Here is a 22,856-nt window from a genome sequence, read left to right on the forward strand (position 1 = left end):
GCGGGGTTGTTACCATGTGTCTCTTTTTTTGTTTTTCGCCTTCTGGGGGGTTTTCTCGTTACTTTCTTCCAACAACGAGGCAGTGGCACGGCAGGACGCACTCCTCCCGAAGCTCGCGCCGAAGGGTCGCCAGTTCGCTCTCCCCTGGCTCGGGGGAACCGCCGGGAAGATCCAGCAGGCCGTCGTACGGGCCGCGGGTCTTGCGGACGAGGACGAGCCGCGCGTCCTGGCGCCAGAGCGCGTAGACACCGAAGTGGTGGGTGGGGGCCATCGGCGGATCCTCCTGCGCTGTCCGTCGTACGGGTGATCAGGCGGGTTCGATGGTGAGGGTGGAGGGGTGTGGGAGCTCGGCTGGGTCGGTGTCGGTTCCGCTGAGCCATTCGATGCCGCCGAGGAGTTCCTGGTCGGCTTGCTCGAAGGTGTAGAGGAACAGGCCGTCGTACGAGTCGGTGACTGCGGCGTTCACGCGGACGGTCATGCCGAGGCCGCCGCCGGTATGGAAGTCGATGGACGGGCAGCCGCAGCCGCACACGCCGACTACGCGGGCGTCGGCGGCCTGGCGGCGGAGGTTGGCTGCGCCGGGGAAGTCGGCTGACAGGAGCGCGGTCAGTACGTCGCGCTCGCGGGGTGTCAGCGGCCTTGGGTCCATGGGGTCATCGTGGCATTCGAGGGGGCTTCGGTCGGCGTACGGGAGATGGCGGAGGGGCTGGGGCCGCTGGATCGGCGCCGCGGCGACGGGGTCGGCGCCGGGGCGACGGGGTCGGCGCCGGGGCGATGGGGTCGCGCTGGATCAGGGGGTACAGGCTTCGGCGATCGAGAGGCTGTTCTCGTACAGGTGGTGGCGGGTGATGCGGCCGTTCTCGACGGTGAGGCGGAGGGCGAAGGGGCCGGCAAAGGACTTTCCCGTGGCCCGGACGGTCCCAGACAGGTGGCCTGTCACGACGGCGTCGGTGCCGTCGACGAGGAAGGCGTCGATGGACGCGCGGGCGTCCTCGGGGACGGTGTGCGCGGTCAGCTCGGTGAACAGGGCGGCGCACTCGGCGCCGGTCGAGCGAGGCCTGATCCACGGGACCGCGGGGTTGTCGGCGAGCATCCAGTCGACCTCATCGGCGAAGAGCGCGACGAGCCCCTCGGTGTCGCCGGCAAGACGCAGCTCGAGGAATTTCTGAGCGGCGGCACGGGTGGCATCAGCGGTCGAGATCGTCATGGCTTCAATCTGCCGCAGCATCGGCGGCCCGGCGATTACCTCGCAGGTAACGCGAACCGTGCGCGGCTCATGCCGGCCATTCTGCGGCGTCGAGCAGCGGGAGCCAGCGGCGGTTGGGGCACAGGGTTCGGACTTCGGTGGGAGTCAGCCAGGCGGCTTGGGCGCACTCGGAGTCGGGTTCTGGGGTGGTCGGGCGGCCGGGGGCCGTGAGGTGGGCGGTGAAGTAGGTGAGGTAGCCGACTGGGTGTGGGTAGCGGAAGCCTTCCGGTTTGGGCCCGTGGAGGTGGATTCGGTTCCAGCCGAGGACGGTAAGGGTGGACTCGTCGAGTCGCCAGCCGGTTTCCTCGTGGAGTTCACGGACGGCGGCCTCGAGCGGGGTCTCCCCTGGTTCGACATGGCCGCCGGGGAGGTCCCAGCCGGTGCGAGCAGGCGGTTCGGCGTACCGGAGGAGCAGGCGGGACGAGCTGTCGACGAGCAGCACGACCGCCGTACTGATGAGCCCGTACGGCGGAAGCCCGCGCGACGCGAAGAGGTCGCTGCGGTGTGGCAGGGCGAGATCGGGAAGGGTCCCGGAGGACAGGAGCTTGTCGGACGTCACGAGCGCGGGGGCCGGTCGCCGGCAGGTCTGCCTGGTTCCCACTCGTGGTGGAAGGCGGCCGCCCCTGCGGTGCGGTCGGCCCAGAACTGGGGCTGGAAGTCGGTCATTCGGCGTACCAGCCGGCAAGCCGCAACCGCGTCCGCGCCGTCGGCGATGTAGCGCTTCACACACGCCCGTCCAGGAGGAACCAGTAGTTGACCGTCGGCCCCTGCTCGGCGAGGCCGCCGCCCAGGGAGTCGTAGACGGCTCGGGCGCCGGTGTTGTCCGCGCCGGTGGTGAGGAACATCTTGGTCGCACCGGCCGCGGCGCCGGCGGTCATGAAGGTGCGGACCAGCTCGCGACCGATCCCCAGCCGGCGGCTGGATTCGGCCACCTCCAGCTGGTGAACGTAGAGCATGGACGCGCCGTCCGGCCGCGGTAGCTGGAAGCCCCAGCACCAACCGACGACCTCCGACCCGACCACAGCGACGAAAGCGAGCGAGGTGGGGCTGCGCAGATAGGCCTCGCCCGCGGCGCGACCCATGAACAGCCGGGCCGCCTGGTCCAGCAGCTCGTTGCTAGGGGCAATGACTTCGCCCAGCTGGTCGAGCCTGACGCGGAACTCGGTGCGGCCGTCCTCGGTCTCCACTCCGTGCGGGCTCGCAGTGGTGATGAGCGCCTCCTCGCCGTCAACCTCCAGCAGCTCGCAGAAGACCGTGACCGCCACCGGGAGCGGCGTGCTCGCGGTGAGCGAGCCGGCGCCCCCGAACATCGGCTCCTTGTCGACCAGGAGCTGCCGGGTTCCGGTGACGTCGGTGAGGGCGACCTCGATCACCACCGGGTACGTCCGGTCGTCAACCCACCGGACGGCCTCGCAACGAAGGAACACCCGTACCAGTATGCCCGCTACCGACCCCGGAAGACCGGGCCACGCAGCTGCCCCGGGCGGCGATCCCACCCGGCGTCGTACGGCGCCGCGCCGCAGTAGACGACTCGGGCAGCGCTAACGCCGCGAGCGTGCGGATACGAGGCGATCGCCCCCAGGGGATTGCCGAGCGCTAGTAGGTCCAGGTGTTGTTGGTGAGGTTGAAGCTCCAGGCCGCCGGCATGGCGTCGGTCAGGTACGCGACCGCCGGGACGCTGATCGGTGGGTACGGGAGGGCCGTCAGGTGGGTGATGGCCTCGGTGACGGAGAACCAGCGGACTTCCAGGACCGAGTTGTCGGGGTCGTTCGGGGCGAAGGTTTCGCGGCTTGTTGTGGCCGTGTAGTTGAAGGACTGGTTCACGGGGCGGCCGTCGTGGTGGACGGTGGTGGTCCAGATCTGGGTCAGGGCCGACAACGGGAGCTGGAGGCCGGTTTCCTCCTGGAGCTCTCGGACGGCGCCTTGCGGGGGTGTTTCGCCGGGTTCTACGGCGCCGCTGGGGAGGTTCCAGTGCTCGCGGTCCCAGGTGTCGTACTGCTCGCGGACCAGGGCGATCCGGTCCTCGTGCTGGACGACCACGCCGACGTACTGCTGCATGCCGGGGAGCGTAGCCGCGGGGGAGGTCGGTGGGATTGTTGCCGGACGGCTTCCGTCGGGGCGGGAAAGCGGTTAGCGTCCGGGAGTTCGACGTGGGGATGACGGTCGCGCGGAGTGATCGTCGAGGGGGTAGAGACTATGAACGTCCGGACCAGAGCGATCGCGCTCGGAGCTGCGCTCCTGCTGCTACCAGCGGGCCCGGTGATGGCCGCCGAGCCGCCGCATCTCGGGGAGGGGCTGGCGGTGGGCAACCGGGCGGTGGCCGATCCGCCGTACGAGTTCAAGACGGTGAGCGCCCAGTACTACGTGACGTCGTACGGGCAGCCCAACGATCAGGCGCCCGAGCCCTGGGACGTGCAGAGCACGGCCAACGGCTCGACGGCGAGGACGATCGAGCGAGCGCAGGTACCGAGTCTGCTCGGCAAGTACGCCGTGCAGGTGGGCTCCGGTGTGGTCACCTTCCGTGATCTGACGACCGACGTGAGCAGCCAGGTGAGCGTGCCGGCGGATGCCGTGTACGAGGGGATCTACGCCGGCGGCGTGCTGCTCCGCCGTGGATCCACGATCTCGCTCAGAGCCCTGAACAACACCGAGAAGACCGTCACCGGCGCCGCGGGCGACCCGACGATCCTCGACAGCAACGACTCCTCGCTCCTGCTCGGTATGTCCGGCCGGCTCGCGATCGTCGACCTGGCGACCGGCGCCGCCCAAGCGGTCACCACGCTCGCCGCCAACCCGGCCTGGGCGGCACTGACCCCGAACCGCGTGCTCTGGCAGACCGCCGCCACCGAGACGACCCGGTCGCTCGCCTGGAAACAACGCACGACAACGACCACCGGCACGATCCAGATCCCGTACGGCGAACCGATCCTCCCGCTCGGCGACGACATCGCCGTACGCCTCGGCAGCGAGCTCATCAAGGTCAGCGGGACCAGCACGGTCACGCGACCGTTCGTCACCGGCGTGCACGACGCGGCCGACCTCACGACGGGCCGCCTTCTGGTCAGCGCCCAGAGCAAGATCGCGACCGTAGGCACCGACGGCGTGGTCCAGACCGTCAAGGCGACCCCAGCCTTCGCGGCACAGGTCCAGTACGTCGGCCTTTCGGGCAACCGCGTGGTCACCTCCGACCAGCAGCCCGCCCACACCCTGTACGAGACGAGCAACAACGGCACCGCCTGGACGGCGACCGGCGGCAGCAGCACCGGCAAACCGTTCCAGCTCGAAGGAACGACGCTCCTCACCTTCGACGCCACCACCGCCCACGTCGGCGGCCTGACCTTCCCGGCGGCCGACGACGTCGTGCTCGGCAAGGGCGGCAAGCTCGTCGCGCACAACGGCGAGGTCTACGACGTCGCCACCAAGGCCAAGGTGCTCGACCTGCAGCCGCCGTTCGCGCTCGTGGGCAGCACCGCGTGGAAGGTCACCGAACCCGGCGTACTGCAGGGCCAGGACCTCACCGCGGGCACCACCAGGACCGTCACCGTCGCGAGCGGCTGCACGGTCGGCCCGAACGGGATCAACGGCCGCTGGGCCCTGCTCACCGGCTGCGCCGGCGGCAACCAGGTCATCGACGTCACCGGCCCGGAGCCGCCACGCAACCTCGCCGTCCCCGCGGACGCTCAGCTGGGCAACGGCTTCGTCGCTCAGCTCGCCAACGGCGAGGACGCGGGCGGCGCGCCCACCAAGGAACTCCTCGTCACCGACCTGAGCGACCCGGCGCTCGGCCAGCGCCGCTACGGCCCGGTCCTCGGACGGTTGCAACCGGCAACGTTCCGCGCCGACGGCACCGGCCTGCCCAAGATCGCGTACGCCGACCCGAACGCCAGGCCGCGCGTCATCACGCTCGACTGGCTGAAGCCCGACCCGCAGCAACGCCCCGACCAGACTCCCCCGGTGCTCGCAACGGCCAGTGCAGGCGACCGGATCCGCGACTTCCCCACGTCGGCGTTCAGCTGGAGCTTCAAGGACCCGGCCGACGACCCGCACGAGCCGGCCAGCGGCGTACTCAGCTACGACCTGCGGATCCAGCAGCGCCCGACCCCGACCTCGCCGTACGGCGCCTGGCGGGAGATCGCCGGCTGGCAGGGCATCAAGATCACCGAGGTCAGCCTCACCGCGAACCCGGGCGTCGACACCTGCTGGCAGGTCCGCTCCCGGGACTTCGCGCTCAACCTGAGCGCCTGGAGCACGTCGTTCTGCAGCGAGACCGACGGCACGGCCCCGACCCACGTCAGCAGCCGTCCGGGCGACCGCGTGATCCTGACGCCGGCGCAGACGTACAGCTACTCCTTCACCGACAACCTCGACCCCGTCGCGTACGACGTCGCCTACCGCAACGCGGCCCCCGGCCAGGCGCTCGGCGCCTGGGTCTACCCGGCGGCCTGGCAGGCGGTGCAGGACACCTCGGTCGCCTGGGGCGCGAACGCCGGCTCCGACCGCTGCTTCCAGGTCCGGGCCCGGGACGTGATCGGGAACGTGTCGGGCTGGTCGCCGCAGACCTGCTCGGTGTACCCGCAGGACGACCGGGCGCTGACCGCGGTCGGCTCGGTCACCCGCGGCAGCAGCACGGCCGCCTTCCTCGGTACGACGTCGACGCTGAACGCCAAGGGCGCGGCGCTGACCAAGACGGGCGAGTCCGGCGTACGGATCGCCCTGGTCACGCTCAACGGGCCCGGCCAGGGCTAGGTCGACGTCTTCCACGCGGGCGTCAAGATCGCCTCGGTCTCGCTCGCCGCGACCACCCAGACCCGGAAGGTCACCTACCTGCCGGTCACGGCGTACCGGACCGGCGAGATCCGGGTCGTCTCGACCTCGACGGCCCCGGCGGCCGTCGACGGGATCGCACTTCTGCGGGCCAATCCATAACGAACCGTAATGGCTGTGAGCCCCGTCACCGCGCGGTGACGGGGCCCGGTCATTGCAGGTAGCAGCAGTTACATCACCTGGGAATGGAATTCTGAGGACAAGCGCTGAGCCCTGAGAGATACTGGAAATCGCGCCGTTTTCCGGTAGCAACCCACTCACTGGCCGAGCATGTTGGGAAGTGCGCCCCTCCAGATGCCCTCAGAGCACCCTGCCCAAGCGCCGTCGATTGCAGCCCCTACCACCCGAGCCCCCGCCCGCAGCCGAAACCTGTGGCGGCTACGGCCTTACCTCCGACCCCACCGGCACCGCCTGGCGATCATGTTCTCCACGGCCGTTCTCGGTGTCGGCGTCAGCCTCAGCGTTCCCCTCGTCACCCGGGCCATCATCGACGGTCCGGTCACCCGCCGCGAGCTCGACCTGCTGTTCCCGCTCGCCTTCCTCGCCCTCGGGCTCAGCATCAGCGAGGTCCTGCTGGTCTGGGCACGCCGCTGGGCCCAGTCCCGGGCCGTCAGCGACCTCGAGGCAACCCTGCGGCACGACCTGTACGTCCGGTTGCAGACCCTGCCGATGGAGTTCCACAACCGCTGGCAGAGCGGCCAGCTGCTGTCCCGGGTCACCGTCGACCTGTCGACGATCCGCCGGTTCATGGGCTTCGGCCTGCTGTTCCTGGTGATCAACATCCTGCAGCTGATCGTCGTCACCATCCTGCTGCTGCGGCTGTACTGGCCGCTCGGCGTCGTGGTCGTCGTCGCCGCCGTACCGATCATCGTGGTGTCGCTGAAGTTCGAGAAGAAGTACCTGGCGATCTCCCGCCGGGTGCAGGACCAGCAGGGCGACCTGGCCACCAGCATCGAGGAGTCCGCGCTCGGCTTCCGCGTGATCAAGGCCTTCGGCCGGCGCGAGCACGTGAAGGCACAGTTCGACAACGGCGCGGTCAAGCTCTACGGCACCTCGGTGGAGAAGGTCCGCCTGGCGTCGCGGTTCTGGACCTTCCTGGAAGTGATCCCGAACCTGACCCTCGTGATCGTGCTGCTGCTCGGCGCGCTCGCGGTCGGCCGGGGCGCGATCACCCTGGGCACGCTGGTCGCGTTCATCACCCTGATGCTGTCGCTGATCTGGCCGGTCGAGTCGCTCGGCACGATCCTGGCGATGGCCCAGGAAGCGATGACGTCGGCAGACCGGATCAGCGAGATCCTCGACACCAAGTCGACGATCGAGTCCGGTCCGGAGCACCTCGAGAACCCGCAGGGCCACCTGCGGTTCGAGAACGTCAGCTTCCGGTTCTCGCCGGACTCGGCCGACGTGCTGCACGACATCAACCTCGACCTCACCCCCGGGACGACGCTGGCCCTGGTCGGCGCCACCGGGTCGGGCAAGACCACGCTCACCGCGCTGGTCCCCCGCCTGTACGACGTGACCGGTGGCCGGATCACGATCGACGGGCACGACGTCAGGGACCTCGACCTGAGGTCCCTGCGCAGCGCGGTCGCGTCGGCGTTCGACGACCCGACGCTGTTCTCGATGTCGGTCCGAGAGAACATCACGCTCGGCCGGCCGGACGCCACGGACGCCGACGTCCAGCAGGCCCTGGAGATCGCCCAGGCGACCTTCGCCAACGACCTGCCCTGGGGGCTCGACACCCGGGTCGGTGAGCAGGGCATGTCGCTGTCCGGTGGCCAGCGGCAGCGACTGGCCCTGGCGCGCGCGGTGCTCGCCAAGCCCGCCGTACTGGTGCTCGACGACACGCTGTCCGCGCTGGACGTGCACACCGAGGCCCTGGTCGAGGAGGCGCTGCGCAACGTGCTGTCCGCGACGACCGGGATCGTGGTGGCGCACCGGGCGTCGACGGTGATGCTCGCCGACCAGGTCGCCCTGCTGGAGGGCGGCACGATCACCCACGTCGGCACCCACCACGACCTGCTCGCCACCGTTCCGGCGTACCGGCAGTTGCTCGCGGCCGAAGAGGAAGAGGTGCACGCATGAGTACTACGCAGCAGGCATCTCAGCCTCAGCCCGATCCCGAGGAGGACCGCAGCCCGGAGCAGATCATCGACCGGGAGGCGTCCTGGCGCGGGTACGCCGAGCAGGGCGACGACGAGCTGTCGCGGGCCACGACCGTGCGGCTCAAGGAGCAGTCCCGCAAGCTGCTCGGCGAGCTGCTGCGCCCGTACAAGAAGCTGATCTGGATCCTGGTCGCGATCGTCGTGGTGGAGAACGCCGCGCGGCTCGCGGTGCCGTACCTGGTCCACCTCGGCATCGACAAGGGCATCCCGCCGATCCTGGCGGGCGAGGGCAGCAAGACCCTGCTCACCGTGGTCTTCGCGGTGTTCGCGTCGGCGCTGATCCAGGCGTTCGCCCGGCAGCTGTTCCTGATGCGGTCCGGCCGGCTCGGCCAGACCATCCTGCTCGGGCTGCGCCGTCGGGTGTTCGACCACTTCCAGCGGCTCAGCCCGTCGTTCCACGACCGGTACACCTCGGGCCGGGTGATCTCGCGGCTGACGTCCGACGTGGACGTCATCGACGAGATGCTCGAGACCGGGTTCGACGGTCTGGTGACGGCACTGCTGACCCTGTTCGGTACGGCGATCCTGCTGCTCACGCTGGACGTGAAGCTCGGGCTGCTCGCGCTGGTCTCGTTCCCGGTGCTGTTTCTGCTCACCACCTGGTTCCGGCGCCGGTCGCAGCTGGTCTACCGGCGCAGCCGGGAAGCGGTCGCGCTCGTCATCGTGCACTTCGTCGAGTCGATGACCGGGATCCGCGCGGTCCAGGCGTTCCGCCGCGAACCGCGCAACGAGGAGATCTTCCACGGGGTCAACGACCGCTACCGGGAGGCGAACCTGGAGTCGTTCCGGATCAACGCGATCTTCATGCCGTCGATCAAGGGCGTCGGCAACATCACCATCGTCGCGATCCTCGCGTACGGCGGCTGGCAGGCCTACCACGGGCACGTCACGGTCGGTGTGCTGACCGCGTTCCTGCTCTACCTGCGGCAGTTCTTCGAGCCGCTGCAGGACATCTCGCAGTTCTACAACACGTTCCTGTCCGCGAGCGCGGCGCTGGAGAAGCTGTCCGGCGTACTCAACGAGACTCCCGACGTACCGGAGCCGAAGGAGCCGGCCAAGCCGGCCCGGAAGGCCTCGGGACACCTGGAGCTGCGGGACGTGAAGTTCTCGTACGTCGACGGGGTGGCGGTGCTGCCCGGGCTCGACCTCGACGTCCCGGCCGGGCAGACCCTGGCCATGGTCGGTACGACGGGAGCGGGCAAGACGACGATCGCCAAGCTGGTCGCCCGGTTCTACGACCCGACCGGCGGGCAGGTGGTGCTGGACGGGCTCGACCTGCGCAAGCTCACCGAGGACGACCTGCGCGAGCGGGTGGTGATGGTGACGCAGGAGAACTTCCTGTTCACCGGGACGGTCGCCGACAACATCCGGTTCGGCAAGCCGGACGCGACGATGGACGAGATCGTCGAGGCGGCCAAGGTGATCGGCGCGCACGAGTTCATCCAGCGGCTGCCGGAAGGCTACGAGACCGCGGTGGAGAAGCGTGGTTCCCGGTTGTCCGCGGGTCAGCGTCAGCTGGTCGCGTTCGCCCGGGCGTTCCTCGCCGACCCCGCCGTACTGATCCTGGACGAGGCGACCTCCAGCCTCGACATCCCCAGCGAGCGGCTGATCCAGCGCGCGCTGCGCACGATCCTCGCCGACCGGACCGCGATCGTGATCGCCCACCGGCTGTCCACGGTGGAGACCGCGGACCGCGTGATCGTGCTCGAGCACGGCCGCATCATCGAGGACGGTTCGCCGGACTCGTTGATCACCCACGGCGGCCACTACGCCGGCCTCCACCAGGCCTGGGAAGACTCCCTCGCCTGATGTGTTGCGCAGGGCCCCTTCCGGTTTGCCGGGAGGGGCCCTGTTCGTTCAGGCCTTGCCGTCGACGATGTGCCAGGCCTCGACCAGCTCGATCCGCCGGACCTCTTCGACCTGCTCGACGCCGGCCGCGTAGACCTCGCCCTCGCCGTCAGCTTCGACGGCTCCCCCGCCACCCGCGCTATCACCGCGTCGACCTCGGCCCCGACATCCTCGACGTGGCCCTGCCGGCCGACCACCCGCTGGCGAGGGAGTCCTCCATCGACCTCCGAGCCCTCGACGACGACCTCTGGATCACCGGTACGTCGAACGGTTGCTGCGCCGCCATCACCTCCACAGCCTGCGCCGCCGCCGGCTTCACTCCCCGCATCACCCACCGGGTCGACGACTGGCACGCCGTCACCCAACTCGTCGCCCGCTCCCACGCCGTAGCCCTGATCCCGCCCCTGGCCCAGCAGGACCTCCCACCCACCGTCGTCATCCGCCCCACCCGTCCGCCCCACCCCCAACGCCACCTCTTCGCCACCGTCCGCGAAGGCGCCCAGACGTCTCCCCTCCTGCAAACCACCCTCATCCACCTCACCCAGGCGATCACCTGACCCGCCCCGGGGTACCGAGGGACAGGAGGTCAGTGGCCGCAGGGGCATGTGCTGCGCCGGAAGCAGGCGGGCAGCAAGTCGGCTGAGGGGGACACCTCCTGTCGTTCGGCACCAGACCAGCTGATCGGCGGGATGTCGGTGGGGGTTTGTAGCGTGGGGGGATGTTGAGCACCCTGGCGGTGGAGAGTTATCGGTCGTTGCGGCGGGTGGTGGTGCCGTTGGGGCGGGTGAACGTGGTGACGGGGGCCAACGGGAGTGGGAAGTCGTCGTTGTACCGCGCGCTCAGGTTGCTGGCGGATGCCTCGCGGAACGGCGCGGTGGCGGCGCTGGCGCGGGAAGGTGGGCTGTCGAGCACGCTCTGGGCAGGGCCGGACCAGCTCGGGAATTCCGTACGGCGGGGCGAGCACCCCGTGCAGGGGACGGTCAGGACGGGGCCGGTGAGTCTGCGGATGGGGTTCGCCTCGGACGACTACGGGTACGCCGTGGACTTCGGGCTGCCGCTGCCGGGTGGGCCGTTCGGGCAGGACCCGGAGATCAAGCGGGAGGCTCTGTGGGCCGGCCCGTTCTTCCGTACGGCGCTGCTGGTCGACCGGAAGAACAGCGCCGTACGGATCCGGGACCAGCACGGCGGGTGGATCGACGGCGGGCACCAGCTGCAGTCGTTCGACAGCATGCTGAGCGAGTACGCCGATCCGCACCGGGCGCCGGAGCTGATGGCGGTCCGGGAGCGGATCCGCGGCTGGCGGTTCTACGACCACCTGCGGACCGACGCCGACGCGCCCGCGCGGCAGGCGCGGATCGGGACGCGGACGCCGGTGCTCGATGCCGAGGGCGCCGATCTGGCGGCGGCGCTGGAGACGATCAAGCAGATCGGGGACCGCTCAGCGCTCGACCAGGCGATCGAGCAGGCCTTCCCGGGCAGCACGGTCGCGATCGGGAACAGGTCCGGCCGGTTCGAGATCGTCTTCCACCAGCACGGACTCCTCAGACCGCTAGCCGCGGCGGAGCTGTCCGACGGCACCCTGCGGTACCTGCTCTGGGTCGCCGCGCTGCTCACCCCGCGACCGCCCGAGCTGCTCGTCCTCAACGAGCCCGAGACCAGCCTGCACCCGGATCTCCTGCCCGCGTTGGCGAATCTCGTCATCACCGCGGCGAAGGAAACCCAGGTGATCCTCGTGACGCACTCCCGCCCGTTCCTCGCCGCCCTCGAAGCCTGCGCCGAGGAGACCAGCCAGGACCTCCGCACGATCGAGCTCGTGAAGGACTTCGGCCAGACCGCTATCGCAGGTCAGGGCCCGCTGGACGAGCCTCCGTGGAAGTGGCCGGCTCGCTAGAATCCTTCACCGACTCGAAGCGGACGAGGATGAGCGCGCCGATCGCCGTCAGGACAAACCCACCAACGGCAGCAGCACCCCAACCCGACCGTACGGCGTCGTCCAGCACGAACACCCCGACAGCAGCCGGTGTGATCGTCTGCAGCGCGATCATCGGGGTCGTCGCGAGTGTCACCGACCCGCGCTGCAACGCCAGCGAGTACAGGACGAACGCGAGCCCGCCGCTCACCGGGAGCGTGTACGTCGTGGGGCTGCCGAGCAAGGCGCCGAGAGATCCGTCGTCCAGCATCCGCGCCGAGATCGCGACCCCGGCGTACCCGAGCCCGGCCAGCAGACCCAGGACGGCCGTCGCGCTGGTGTGCTGCGACCGCGACACCACAGCGCCGACCACCGCGATCACGACCAGCCCGACGATCAGCCCGATCGTCAGCCCGTGATGACGGGCGGCCTCCCCCGCGTCACCGGCCGACACCGCGAGCGCACCGAGCCCGACGCAGACCGCGACCACCGCGGACCACTCGACCACCGACAGCTGGTCGGCCATCAGCCGCGTCGCCAGCAGCGCCGTGACGACGAGACTCGCCGCGATCCCCGCCTGCGCGAGGTACAGCGGCAGCAACCGCAGCGCCACGAAGTGCAGCCCGAAGCCCGCCAGGTTCAGCACCAGCGCCGCCAGGAACGCCGGCTGCTTGAGCAGGGCCACCACGAACCCGGCCAGCCGCCGCGGGTCCAGCTCGGACCCGGTCGGCACCTTGCGCGAACCGACCGCCTGCAGGATCGCGGCGACACCGAACAGCACGGCCGCGCCGAGCGCGGCTCCCAGACCGAGCAGCACCGCTCAGACTGCCTTGCGGCGCGGCGCCCAGAAGGTCAGGTACAGGCTGAGCCCGCCGTAGTAGACCAGGTACGCCAGCGAGATCGCGACGACCACCGGGTGCGGGTCGGGCATCTGCGCCAGCAGTACGGCGTACGAGCCGAGCCAGATCGCGGTGGTGAGCAGGTTCATCGACCGGAACACCTTGGTGCGCGACGGGTAGACGTACTTCACCGGGACGAAGACCAGGATCGAGCAGGTCACCAGGATCACGCCGGTCGCGAACGGGCTCAGTCCGAGGATCACCACGTAGAAGGCGACCACGTTCCAGTAGCTGGGGAAGCCGAGGAAGAAGTGGTCGTCGGTCTTCGCGTCGACCCGGCAGAACTGGTAGCTGGACGCAAGCAACGGCAGCGCCGCGAGCACCGCGCCCCACGAACCGGACGGCAGGTAGCCGCCGGTCCACAGCAGCACGATCGGGGCGAAGGCGTAGGTCAGGTAGTCGACGATGTTGTCGAGCATCGCGCCGTCGAACCACGGGATGGTCTCCTTGACCCGCAGCCGGCGGGCCAGCATGCCGTCCGTGCCGTCGATGACGAGCGCGGCCAGCATCAGCCACAGCGCCCGGACGGCGTCGCCGTCGATCGCGGCGATCACGATCAGCAGCGCCAGCACGGTGCCGCTCGCGGTGTAGGCGTGCAGGGCCAGGCCGGCCAGCCGCAGCCGCGTCGATCCGACGAAAGGTTCGCGCACCGCGTCGTGTGTGGTCAGCAGAACTCCCAGAACTCGGTCGACGCCACGCGCCGGACATTCCCCTTCAGCGTCTCACAAGGCGGGAGCTACACCTGTCACCGCATAGGCTTCGCCGGTGGATCTGATCACGGACTTTACCGGGATGGCCCGGACCTTTCCCCTGATGCGCGGCGGCGGGGCGCTGCTCGTGCTCGTCGGGCTCGGCCTGGTGGTCGGCGGAGTGGGCGGCCGGCGCTGGTTCCTGCCGGGCCTGATCACCGGCGCCGCGCTCGCCGTCGTGGTGATGATGGTCGGCGGCATCACCAAGACCATCTTCGACGGGCTCGGCTACCCGGCGATCTACCAGTACGTCGCCTTCGGCATCGGGATCGTCGCCGAGGTCGGCCTGGTCAACCTGGTGGTCGCCAAGGTGCCGGACCGGACCTCGCGCGAGTTCTGGCTGTGGATCCTGCTGGTGGTCGGCGTGCACTTCCTGATCCTGGCGTTCTCGCACGGACCGATCTGCGGGCTGCTCGGCCTGCTCTGCATCCTGAACGCCGGACTCGGCCTGCTCGTGCCGGGGATCCCCTACCGGACCCTCTGGATCACCGACGGCGTCCTGAAGGTCGCCGCCGGGTCCAGCATGGTCTGGCTGAGTTACTAGTTCTTCGGCTCGAGCAGGAACTGCGGGATCTTGCGGGTGGTCTTCTTCTGGTACTCCGCGTAGTCCGGGTACGCCGCGACCGAGCGGGGCCACCACTCGTCGTACTCGGCGCCCTCGAGCTCACGCGCGACGAAGTCCTTGGTCTCGGTGCCGTCCTGGAGCTTCACGTTCGGGTCGGCCTTGAGGTTGTGGTACCAGACCGGGTTCTTCGGGGCGCCGCCGAGCGACGCGACCGCGATGTAGAGGCCGTTGTGCTCGACCCGCATCACCGGAACCTTGCGGATCTTGCCGGACTTGTTGCCGACCATGGTCATGAGCACGATGCCCATGCCGTTGAAGCCGGCCGACTCGGTGGTCCCGGTGGCGTCGATCTTGTCGACGGCCTCGCGGACCCAGTCGCTGGGGCTGGGGGCGTACTCCTTCGATGACATGTCATCCACCGTACCCCCGAGCGGGTGCCTACATGCTCACCTGGCGTGCTCGCGCTGTTCGCGCGCCCGCCGGGCCGCGGCGACCTTGGCGGCGCGCTGGCGCTCCATGTGCCGGCGCGGGTCCTGCGAGTCCGGCAGTGTCGCCGGACCGGCCACGTGCAGCAGCAGCCAGGTCAGCCGCCACCGGATCCGGTAGAAGACGCTGAGCCCCTCGTTCTTCGCGCTCATCACAGACTCCCTGATACTTGGTGTGGCAATAATTTGTGTGCCAAGTGTTAGTGTAGACCACACCGCAAGAAGGAGGAAGCCGTGTCGCAGACCGAAGAGGTCGACCTGCTGCAGCTGGACCGTCAGGTCTGTTTCGCGCTCGCCGTCGCGTCCCGCGGCGTGATCGCCCTGTACCGCCCGCTGCTGGAACCGATGGGCCTCACCCACCCGCAGTACCTGGTGATGCTCGCGCTCTGGGAGGAGTCACCGCTGTCGGTGAAGCAACTCAGCAACCTGCTCCAGCTCGACCCCGGCACGCTGTCGCCCCTGCTCAAGCGGCTGGAAGCGGCCGGCTACCTGACCCGCGGCCGCGACCCGCGCGACGAGCGCTCGCTCGCCGTCGAGCTGACCCCGACCGGTCGCGCCCTGCGGAAGGAAGCGCTCAAGATCCCGCCGGCGATCATCGAGCGCCTCGGCATGACGCTCAAGGAGCTCGAGTCCCTGCACGCCAATCTGACCCGAGTGATCAAGGCAGCGACTTAAGGCCCGACGCACTCCTGCAGCTGGGCGGCGGTCAGGATCTTGCCCTCGATCCAGCGCCGGCGCAGGAAGTGCGCCTTCAGCAACCGATGCATCCCGTCCAGTACGACGAGCCGCCCGCGGTACGCGACCAGGTGGATCGGGAAGTCCAGGTCGGCGTCCATCACCCGCTGGTAGTGGTCGCGGTAGTTCATCGGCGTCTCGGCGACCTGGTGCGGCGTGACCTTGAACCGTTCGCCGTTCAGCTGCCACAGCGGCAGGTCGAAGATCCAGACCAGGTCGGCGACCTCGACCGGTTCGGTGCGCAGCTCCAGCGCCCACAGCTTGCCGAGCTTCCAGCGCGCCGGCGGGAAGACCTCCCGCACGGACTCCGGCATCGTCGCGACCAGTTCCTCGAACGACACGTCCGGCGCGGTCATGCCATCCATCGTCTCGTCAATCGTCCCATCGGTCGTCACGGTGCAGCACGCTACAGGGACAGAGACTCAATTCGTGCGGGTGCGGACCATCGCGGTACGACGCCGAGTGGACGGCTGGTTGCGGGTGGTCCCCGGGCAGCTGCCGGTGGCGACCTCGGACGGGTGCGTCTGCCGGTGGATCACGACGATCGCCGAGTCGTCGCCCGGTCCGCCGATCTCGACGACCAGCTCCTCGGCGGCGCCCTCGAAGCCGTGGGCGACCAGGCGTTCGGCGTGCCCGGCCAGGCGGTCCGTGCCCAGGCCGATGTCGCGGCGCGGGGTCTCGACCATGCCGTCGCTGTACAGGAACAGCGCGTCGCCGAGCTTCAGCTGACCCTTGTTCACTGCGAACTCCGGCGTCTCCACCAGCCCGAGCAGCGGGCCCTCGGCGTCGCGCGTCGTCCAGCGCCCGGACCACGCGTCGAACTGGATGGCCGGCGGGTGGCCCGCCGTACGGACCTCGAACTCACCGGTGCGCAGGTCGATCGCGACGTGCACGACGGTCGCGAAGTCGTCGTCCCAGTCCTGCCGGCGGGCGTAGTGGTTCGCCGCCGGGAGGAACTCCTCGACCGGTACGACGCCGAGCAGGCCGCCGAAGGCTCCGGACAGCAGCAGCGCCCGCGTTCCGGCATCGATTCCCTTGCCGGAGACATCGACGAGCGCGACCTCCAGCTGGTCCTCGCCACGCGTCGCCGCGACCACGAAGTCCCCCGAGAACGACTGGCCGCCGGCGGGGTGGATCGCCGCCTCGGCGCGCCAGCCCGCGGGCAGGTGCGGCAGGTCGCCCTGGGCGGTCAGGATCTCGCGCAGCTCGAACAGCATCGACTCGCCCCGGCTGCCCTGGACGCCGAGCCGGCTGCGCACCTTCGCGCCGGTCAGCACGATCCAGCCGACCACGCCGAGCGTCACCACGAACCCGATCTTCGGCAGCCCGGCCGCGCGCTCCGACATCACGTAGGAGCCCAGCACCAACGCGATGAACGTCAGCACCACCAGGGGTTTGAACCGCAGCAGCAGCCCGCCGAGCAGCAGAGGAATAGTCAGCGCCGCGGTGGGTATCAATGACGGCAGGAACAGCGACAGCGCACTGATCGCGACCGTGACGCCGAGCAGCATGATCAGCGTCAGCGGGTGCGACCTGCGGGCACGGCGAACCAGCGTCCGGGCAGCCCGCAGGCCCGCCCGTCGCAAGCGCGCGAAACCGCCGCTACCGCTCATGGTGAGACGAAGATAACGGCACCGGCCGGTCCGCGCATCAGATCGTCACGACTTCTTGACCGGCGGCTTGCGAGTCAGCCCCGTGCGCTGGCACTTCGGGCACCAGAACAGGTTGCGTCCGGCCAGCAGTTCGGTCCGGATCACCGAGTCGCAAACGTGGCAGTGCTGACCCTGACGGCGGTACACGTAGACCTCGCCGCCGTGGTCGTCCTGGCGCGGGTCGCGGCCCATCGCCTCCGGGGTGTGGTCGTCGGAGACGGTGTCGATCCGGCCCGTCTCCACGCCGTACTTCATCAGCTCGAGCAGGTCGTCCCACATGCCCTGCCACTCGCGCTTCTTCACCAGGTGGCCCGGCGTCATCGGGTGCAGCTTGGCGCGGAACAGCACCTCGGCGCGGTACACGTTGCCGACGCCGCTGAGCACTTCCTGGTCCATCAGCAGCTGGCCGATCGGCAGTTTGCTGCGGTGGATCCGCTTCCACGCCAGGTCGGGGTCGGCGTCGTCGCGCAACGGGTCGGGGCCGAGCCGCTTGATCAGCGCCTCGCGCTCGCCGTCGGTCAGCACCTCGCAGACCGTCGCACCGCGCAGATCGGCGTACGCCGCGTCGTTCTGCAGCCGCAACCGGACCTGGCCGACCGGCTCCGGAATCGGCGCCGTGCCGAAGTCGACCTTGCCGATCAGGCCGAGGTGGATGTGCAGCCAGCCGCCGCCGTCGAACTCGGCGAGGAAGTGCTTGCCGTGGGCTTCGGTGTGCCGCAGCACCCGCCCGTCGAGCAGCGCGGCGCCGTCGACGAACCGGCCCTGCGGGCTGGACGCACGGACGACCCGGCCGCCGAACGCGTCCCAGACGTCGTTCGCCAGCCGGTGCAGGGTGTGACCTTCGGGCATGATTCCTCGTATGGGGACGACAACAGGCGGTTCAGGCAAGAGCCGGAGTGCTCCGACTCCCACCGTGATCGGGGTCGGCCGGTCGATGCGGGCGCGGGACGTGTCCCGGCCGCGGGAGGACCGGCCTCGCCGGGAGAAACCCTCGCAGACTCAGGACGATTCCGGCAGCGGCGGCAGCTCGCCGGTCTCCTCGTAGCCGGCCAGCATCTCGATCCGGCGGGTGTGCCGCTCCTCGCCGGAGTAGTCGGTGGCGAGGAAGAGGTCCACGAAACTGGTCGACTCCTCGGTGCTGTGCATCCGGGCGCCGACGCTGATCACGTTCGCGTTGTTGTGCTCGCGGCCGAGCTTCGCGGTCTCGGTGCTCCAGGCCAGCGCGGCCCGGACGCCCTTCACCTTGTTTGCGGCGATCTGCTCACCGTTGCCGGAGCCACCGATCACGATGCCCAGGCTGCCGTCGTCCTGGACCACCGCCTCGGCCGTCCGCAGGCAGTACGGCGGGTAGTCGTCCACCGCGTCGTACACGGCCGGGCCGTGGTCGACGACGTCGTGCCCGGCAGCCGTCAGGTGCTGCACCAGGTGGTTCTTCAGTTCGAAGCCGGCGTGGTCAGAGCCGATGTGCACTCGCATGGCCAAGAGTCTCGCAGCTCTACTCATGATCCGGGACGCCGGGCTTCGGTGCACCGGGGATGTCCAGCGTCCGGACCAGTTCGGTCACGGCGGCGTAGGCCTGCTCGTACGGCGTACCGACCGGGTGCAACGTGTAGACGGCAACGATCGCCCGGTCCCCCGGCCCGACCGTGCCGGTGGTGTGCAGCGCCTCGCTGGTCAGGTCGAGGCCGTCGCTCGGGCGGGAACGGCCCGATCCGGGGAAGCCGGACCAGCCCTGCTTGATGCTGAAGTCGCCGCTGAACGCCGACGCGATCCCGAAGTACTGGTCGAAGCCGTCGGTGCCGTACCGGGTCGCCTGGTGCAGGTGGCCCATCACGAACGCGCCGACCGGCGCCGGGGCCTGGTCCAGCAGGTACTGGTAGATCCGGACCGTGTCGGCCGCCGTGATCGCGACGTACCCCCAGAAGCCCGGGTGCGTGGCCGGTGGCCGGGTCGTGTGGGTCAGGCCGAGCCGCCGCACCATCCGGTTGACGATGGCGCCGCCGCCGAGTTCGTCCCAGTAGTAGCTGGCCGCGTCGTCGTCGCTGCTGCGCAGCATCACCTCGAGCCGGGCCCGGTCCTCCGCGGGGAGCTCGTACGCCGGCCCGCGGTCCCACAGGAAGTCGAGCACGATCAGCAGCTTCACCACCGACGCCGACCGGAAGGGCAGGTCCGGATTGAGCTGCTCGGTGACCTGCCCGGTGTCGCGGTCGAGCACGGTGACTCCGGTCGTCGCCGGCACCGCGCTCGTCGTCGGAACCGAGGACAGATCACCACGCAGAGAAGGCACAGGGAACCCACTAACCATCGACGTCAGATGCCTGGTGGGTAACCTTCGCGCGCGAATGTCGAACGTTCAACCCTTGTACGACAGACCGAAGACCTCGGTCGGAAGAGTGCTGTCAGTCGAAGGCCGGACCACGGTCGCGGGTGCGCTTGAGCTCGAAGAAGCCCTCGGTCCCGGCGACCAGGCGGACGCCGTCCCACAGCTTGCCGGCCGCCTCACCCTTCGGCGCGGGGGTGACGACCGGGCCGAAGAAGGCGACACCCTCGACGGCGATCACCGGCGTACCGACCTCCATCCCGACCAGTTCCATGCCGGCGTTGTGGGACTTGCGCAGCGCGTCGTCGTACTGGTCGGAGTCGGCGGCCTCCAGCAGCGTGGCCGGCAGGCCGGCCTCTTCGAGCGCCTCGGCGAGGATGTCACCGTCGGTGCCGCTCGTCCCGCGCCCCTGCACGTGGATCCGCTCGCCGAGCGCCGTGTAGAGCGGCAGGAGGACCTCGTTGCCGTGCGCCTGCTCGGCAGCGATCAGGACCCGGACGATGCCGAGCCGGCGGTGCCAGCCGGCGTCGTGCTCCTGGCGGTCCTCGTTCAGGACGGACAGGCTCATCACGTGCCAGGTCGTCTTCACGTCGCGGACCTGCTCGACCTCGAGCATCCAGCGAGACGTCATCCAGGCCCACGGGCAGGCCGGGTCGAACCAGAAATCAGCGGTGGCAGTCATGATCCGATAATACAAAGTTGAATAAAATTCGACACCTTCTCCGGGCAGACTACCGATGTCGCGGGGAAACCCTCGCCGTTGCAACCGGTCAGGTGCATAGGATGCCGATATGCCTGGAACCAACCTGACGCGCGACGAAGCGCGCACCCGCGCCGGACTGCTCCGTGACGTGAGCTACGCGATCGAGCTCGACCTGAGCACGGCCGCGAGCGGCGCACCGACCTTCGCGTCGACCACCACGCTCACCTTCGGCGCCGAGGACGGCGCGAGCACGTTCGCCGACCTGATCGCCGCGACCGTCCGCGAGATCACCCTCAACGGCCGCTCGCTCGACCCGGACAGCGTGTACGACGGCGCCCGGATCCAGCTGGACGGGCTGCAGGAGCGCAACGAGCTGCGCGTGGTCGCCGACTGCATCTACTCGCGCACCGGTGAAGGGCTGCACCGCTCGGTCGACCCGGCCGACAAGGAGACCTACCTCTACACCCAGTTCGAGGTCCCGGACGCGCGCCGGGTCTTCGCCACCTTCGAGCAGCCGAACCTCAAGGCCCCTTTCACCTTCACCGTCTCCGCCCCGGCCCGCTGGGTGGTCATTTCGAACGCGGCCACCCCCGAGCCCACGCCGTACGCCGGTGCGAACGGCGAGGAGCTGGCCCGCTGGGAGTTCGCCCCGACGGTGCCGATGTCGACGTACATCACCGCCGTCGTCGCCGGCCCGTACCACGTCGTCACCGACGCCTACGAAGGCCCGAACGGGACGTACCCGCTGTCGCTGCTGTGCCGGCCGTCGCTGGCCGACCACCTGGACACCGAGGACCTGTTCGAGGTGACCAAGCAGGGCTTCGAGCTGTTCGAGCGCGCCTTCGGTACGCCGTACCCGTTCGGCAAGTACGACCAGGCGTTCGTGCCGGAGTACAACATGGGCGCGATGGAGAACGCGGGCTGCGTGACGATCCGCGACGAGTACATCTACCGCAGCCGGACCACGCACGCCGAGCTGGAGAGCCGCGCGAACACCGTGCTGCACGAGCTCGCGCACATGTGGTTCGGCGACCTGGTCACGATGACCTGGTGGGACGACCTGTGGCTGAACGAGTCGTTCGCCGAGTGGGCCAGCCACTGGGCCCAGGCGACCGCGACCACGAAGTACGCCGACGCCTGGACGACGTTCTGCAACGCCCGCAAGACCTGGGCGTACCGGCAGGACCAGCTGCCTTCGACGCACCCGATCGCCGCGGACATGGTCGACTTCCACGCGGTCGAGGTGAACTTCGACGGCATCACCTATGCCAAGGGCGCCTCGACGCTGCGGCAGCTGGTCGCGTTCGTCGGTGAGGACACCTTCGTCGCGGCGCTCAAGGAGTACTTCGCCGACCACGCCTTCGGCAACACCGAGCTGGCCGACCTGCTGAAGCCGCTGGAGAAGGCGTCCGGGCGCGACCTGGACGACTGGACCGAGCGCTGGCTGCGGACCGCGGGGGTGAACACGCTGCGCGCGGACTTCGCTGTCGACGCGAACGGCGCGTTCACGTCGTTCGCGATCGAGCAGACCGCGGCCGCCGACTTCCCGGTCCTGCGGCCGCACCGGCTCGCGGTCGGGCTCTACCGGCGGACCGACTCCGGCCTGGTCCGCACCGAGCGGTTCGAGGTCGACATCGACGGTGCGCGGACCGAGCTGGCCGAGCTGGTCGGCGCGACCCAGCCCGACCTCGTGCTGCTGAACGACGACGACCTGACCTACGCCAAGATCCGGCTCGACGAGCGCTCGCGGGCGACCCTGGTGGAGTCGATCGACCAGCTGTCCGAGTCGCTGCCGCGGGCCCTGGCCTGGGGTGCGACCTGGGACATGACGCGCGACGCCGAGATGCCGGCCTCGCAGTACGTCGGGATCGTGCTCAAGGGGATCCGCGCCGAGACCGACCTGACCGGCGTCCGGTCGCTGCTCGGGCAGGCGACGACGGCGATCAACAACTACGCCGTACCGGAGAACCGGGCGGCTCTGCGGGCGCAGTACGAGGAGGCGCTCGCTGATCTGCTGGCCGGGGCCGCTGCCGGTAGCGACCACCAGCTGGCGTTCGCCCGCGCGTACATCGGCGGGGTCTTCTCCGGCGAAGGCGCGGACCGGCTGGCCGGCTGGCTCGACGGCAACGACCTGCCGGACGGCCTGGTCGTCGACACCGACCTGCGGTGGACGTTGATCATCGCGCTGGCCCGGCTGGGCCGCGTCGACGGCGACGCGATCGACGACGAGCTGACCCGCGACAGCACGATCACCGGGCAGGAGCGGGCCGCGCAGGCCCGGGCCGCCCGGCCGACCGCCGAGGCCAAGGAAGCGGCCTGGCAGATCGCGGTGGAGTCCGAGGACACCCCGAACGAGACGCAGTTCCGGACCATCCTGGGCTTCCAGCAGCCGGGCCAGGAGGAGCTGCTGCGGCCGTACGTCGGCAAGTACCTGACGGCGGCCAAGGACGTGTACACACGCCTCGGCTCGTCGATGGGTGAGAACGTCCTGGTCTACCTGTCCCCGCGCAACCTCGCGGAGGAGTCCACGCTGGACGCCCTGACGGGCTGGCTGGACACCGAGGCCGGGTCGCTCGACGCGCCGACCCTGCGCTACGTCGGAGAGGCCCGGGCCGACCTGGTCCGCGCTCTCGCGGCCCAGCGCCGCGACGCCGAGGGCTGATCCCTCAGTCCCCGGACTCATTCGTGGGTTAACCCACGAGTTGGCCCGTTGGCCCATCGAATTCCGGTGGGCCAACGGGCTATTTGACGGGTTA

The 22,856-nt window shown here is 69.7% G+C and carries 24 protein-coding genes; 8 read left to right on the forward strand and 16 right to left on the reverse strand.

Annotated elements, in window-relative coordinates:
* Positions 1 to 58: 58 nt before the first annotated feature.
* The 6 genes from ACLQ2O_RS35905 to ACLQ2O_RS35930 all read right to left on the reverse strand — a co-directional run bounded on the left by ACLQ2O_RS35905 (position 59) and on the right by ACLQ2O_RS35930 (position 3,304).
* Positions 59 to 271 carry an NUDIX domain-containing protein gene (locus ACLQ2O_RS35905; RefSeq protein WP_425841148.1) on the reverse strand — a complete coding sequence of 71 codons (213 nt, stop codon included), beginning with the start codon at positions 269 to 271 and terminating at the stop codon, positions 59 to 61.
* Positions 272 to 307: 36 nt separating this feature from the next.
* Positions 308 to 649, reverse strand: coding sequence for a hypothetical protein (locus ACLQ2O_RS35910; RefSeq protein ID WP_425841150.1), 342 nt, complete (start codon positions 647 to 649; stop codon positions 308 to 310).
* A 141-nt stretch (positions 650 to 790) separates the two neighbouring features.
* Positions 791 to 1,207, reverse strand: coding sequence for a nuclear transport factor 2 family protein (locus ACLQ2O_RS35915; RefSeq protein WP_425841153.1), 417 nt, complete (start codon positions 1,205 to 1,207; stop codon positions 791 to 793).
* Between the two features lie 67 nt (positions 1,208 to 1,274).
* Entirely contained in the window at positions 1,275 to 1,805 is a 531-nt protein-coding gene (locus ACLQ2O_RS35920) for an NUDIX hydrolase (protein ID WP_425841156.1), read from the reverse strand.
* 163 nt (positions 1,806 to 1,968) lie between these two features.
* On the reverse strand, positions 1,969 to 2,673 hold the full coding sequence (locus ACLQ2O_RS35925) for a GNAT family N-acetyltransferase (protein WP_425841158.1): 705 nt from the start codon (positions 2,671 to 2,673) through the stop codon (positions 1,969 to 1,971).
* 169 nt (positions 2,674 to 2,842) lie between these two features.
* A complete protein-coding gene (locus tag ACLQ2O_RS35930; RefSeq protein ID WP_425841160.1) occupies positions 2,843 to 3,304 on the reverse strand; it encodes an NUDIX hydrolase in 462 nt (153 codons plus the stop codon).
* A gap of 138 nt (positions 3,305 to 3,442) precedes the next feature.
* On the opposite strand from ACLQ2O_RS35930, the gene ACLQ2O_RS35935 reads away from it, so the two are divergent.
* From ACLQ2O_RS35935 to ACLQ2O_RS35955, 5 genes are all read left to right on the forward strand, one after another.
* The gene (locus ACLQ2O_RS35935) at positions 3,443 to 5,992 is read left to right on the forward strand and encodes a hypothetical protein (protein ID WP_425841163.1); all 2,550 of its coding nucleotides are present in this window, start codon (positions 3,443 to 3,445) and stop codon (positions 5,990 to 5,992) included.
* Between the two features lie 498 nt (positions 5,993 to 6,490).
* Positions 6,491 to 8,155, forward strand: a complete 1,665-nt coding sequence (locus tag ACLQ2O_RS35940) for an ABC transporter ATP-binding protein (protein WP_425841166.1) — start codon at positions 6,491 to 6,493, stop codon at positions 8,153 to 8,155.
* Entirely contained in the window at positions 8,152 to 10,044 is a 1,893-nt protein-coding gene (locus tag ACLQ2O_RS35945; RefSeq protein ID WP_425841169.1) for an ABC transporter ATP-binding protein, read from the forward strand. The genes ACLQ2O_RS35940 and ACLQ2O_RS35945 overlap by 4 nt, the downstream gene beginning before the upstream one ends.
* Positions 10,045 to 10,259: 215 nt before the next feature.
* Positions 10,260 to 10,640 (forward strand): LysR substrate-binding domain-containing protein, encoded by a 381-nt coding sequence (locus ACLQ2O_RS35950; protein WP_425841172.1) that lies wholly within the window; start codon positions 10,260 to 10,262, stop codon positions 10,638 to 10,640.
* A gap of 161 nt (positions 10,641 to 10,801) precedes the next feature.
* Positions 10,802 to 11,974, forward strand: a complete 1,173-nt coding sequence (locus ACLQ2O_RS35955) for an AAA family ATPase (RefSeq protein ID WP_425841175.1) — start codon at positions 10,802 to 10,804, stop codon at positions 11,972 to 11,974.
* Here the strand turns inward: ACLQ2O_RS35955 and ACLQ2O_RS35960 are convergent.
* A complete protein-coding gene (locus ACLQ2O_RS35960) occupies positions 11,919 to 12,809 on the reverse strand; it encodes a hypothetical protein (RefSeq protein ID WP_425841177.1) in 891 nt (296 codons plus the stop codon). The genes ACLQ2O_RS35955 and ACLQ2O_RS35960 overlap by 56 nt on opposite strands.
* Before the next feature lie 3 nt (positions 12,810 to 12,812).
* Positions 12,813 to 13,541, reverse strand: a complete 729-nt coding sequence (locus ACLQ2O_RS35965) for a CDP-alcohol phosphatidyltransferase family protein (RefSeq protein ID WP_425841180.1) — start codon at positions 13,539 to 13,541, stop codon at positions 12,813 to 12,815.
* 115 nt (positions 13,542 to 13,656) lie between these two features.
* Here ACLQ2O_RS35965 and ACLQ2O_RS35970 point away from each other — a divergent pair, with 115 nt between their 5' ends.
* The gene (locus ACLQ2O_RS35970) at positions 13,657 to 14,184 is read left to right on the forward strand and encodes a DUF6609 family protein (RefSeq protein WP_425841183.1); all 528 of its coding nucleotides are present in this window, start codon (positions 13,657 to 13,659) and stop codon (positions 14,182 to 14,184) included.
* On the opposite strand, the gene ACLQ2O_RS35975 is transcribed toward ACLQ2O_RS35970, so the two are convergent.
* Together ACLQ2O_RS35975 and ACLQ2O_RS35980 are read right to left on the reverse strand one after the other, a co-directional pair.
* Entirely contained in the window at positions 14,181 to 14,615 is a 435-nt protein-coding gene (locus ACLQ2O_RS35975) for a nitroreductase family deazaflavin-dependent oxidoreductase (protein WP_425841185.1), read from the reverse strand. The two genes, ACLQ2O_RS35970 and ACLQ2O_RS35975, sit on opposite strands and share 4 nt — an antisense overlap.
* 36 nt (positions 14,616 to 14,651) lie before the next feature.
* The gene (locus ACLQ2O_RS35980) at positions 14,652 to 14,843 is read right to left on the reverse strand and encodes a hypothetical protein (protein WP_425841188.1); all 192 of its coding nucleotides are present in this window, start codon (positions 14,841 to 14,843) and stop codon (positions 14,652 to 14,654) included.
* An 81-nt stretch (positions 14,844 to 14,924) separates the two neighbouring features.
* Between ACLQ2O_RS35980 and ACLQ2O_RS35985 the strand changes: the two genes are divergently transcribed.
* The gene (locus ACLQ2O_RS35985) at positions 14,925 to 15,365 is read left to right on the forward strand and encodes a MarR family winged helix-turn-helix transcriptional regulator (protein WP_425841191.1); all 441 of its coding nucleotides are present in this window, start codon (positions 14,925 to 14,927) and stop codon (positions 15,363 to 15,365) included.
* On the opposite strand, the gene ACLQ2O_RS35990 is transcribed toward ACLQ2O_RS35985, so the two are convergent.
* From ACLQ2O_RS35990 to ACLQ2O_RS36015, 6 genes are all read right to left on the reverse strand, one after another.
* Positions 15,362 to 15,820 carry a hypothetical protein gene (locus tag ACLQ2O_RS35990; protein ID WP_425841194.1) on the reverse strand — a complete coding sequence of 153 codons (459 nt, stop codon included), beginning with the start codon at positions 15,818 to 15,820 and terminating at the stop codon, positions 15,362 to 15,364. The two genes, ACLQ2O_RS35985 and ACLQ2O_RS35990, sit on opposite strands and share 4 nt — an antisense overlap.
* Before the next feature lie 27 nt (positions 15,821 to 15,847).
* Positions 15,848 to 17,038, reverse strand: coding sequence for a PP2C family protein-serine/threonine phosphatase (locus ACLQ2O_RS35995; RefSeq protein WP_425841197.1), 1,191 nt, complete (start codon positions 17,036 to 17,038; stop codon positions 15,848 to 15,850).
* Positions 17,039 to 17,083: 45 nt separating this feature from the next.
* Positions 17,084 to 17,926, reverse strand: coding sequence for an Fpg/Nei family DNA glycosylase (locus ACLQ2O_RS36000; RefSeq protein ID WP_425841200.1), 843 nt, complete (start codon positions 17,924 to 17,926; stop codon positions 17,084 to 17,086).
* Positions 17,927 to 18,076: 150 nt separating this feature from the next.
* Positions 18,077 to 18,553: a ribose-5-phosphate isomerase gene (locus tag ACLQ2O_RS36005; protein ID WP_425841203.1), complete on the reverse strand. Its 477-nt coding sequence runs from the start codon at positions 18,551 to 18,553 to the stop codon at positions 18,077 to 18,079.
* 19 nt (positions 18,554 to 18,572) lie between these two features.
* Positions 18,573 to 19,364: a hypothetical protein gene (locus ACLQ2O_RS36010; RefSeq protein WP_425841205.1), complete on the reverse strand. Its 792-nt coding sequence runs from the start codon at positions 19,362 to 19,364 to the stop codon at positions 18,573 to 18,575.
* Between the two features lie 112 nt (positions 19,365 to 19,476).
* Positions 19,477 to 20,079, reverse strand: coding sequence for a DsbA family protein (locus ACLQ2O_RS36015; RefSeq protein ID WP_425841208.1), 603 nt, complete (start codon positions 20,077 to 20,079; stop codon positions 19,477 to 19,479).
* Between the two features lie 109 nt (positions 20,080 to 20,188).
* Between ACLQ2O_RS36015 and pepN the strand changes: the two genes are divergently transcribed.
* Positions 20,189 to 22,762, forward strand: a complete 2,574-nt coding sequence (gene pepN / locus ACLQ2O_RS36020) for an aminopeptidase N (protein WP_425841211.1) — start codon at positions 20,189 to 20,191, stop codon at positions 22,760 to 22,762.
* Positions 22,763 to 22,856: the final 94 nt, after the last annotated feature.

The organism is Kribbella sp. DT2, from assembly GCF_049844575.1.
Lineage (GTDB): Bacteria > Actinomycetota > Actinomycetes > Propionibacteriales > Kribbellaceae > Kribbella.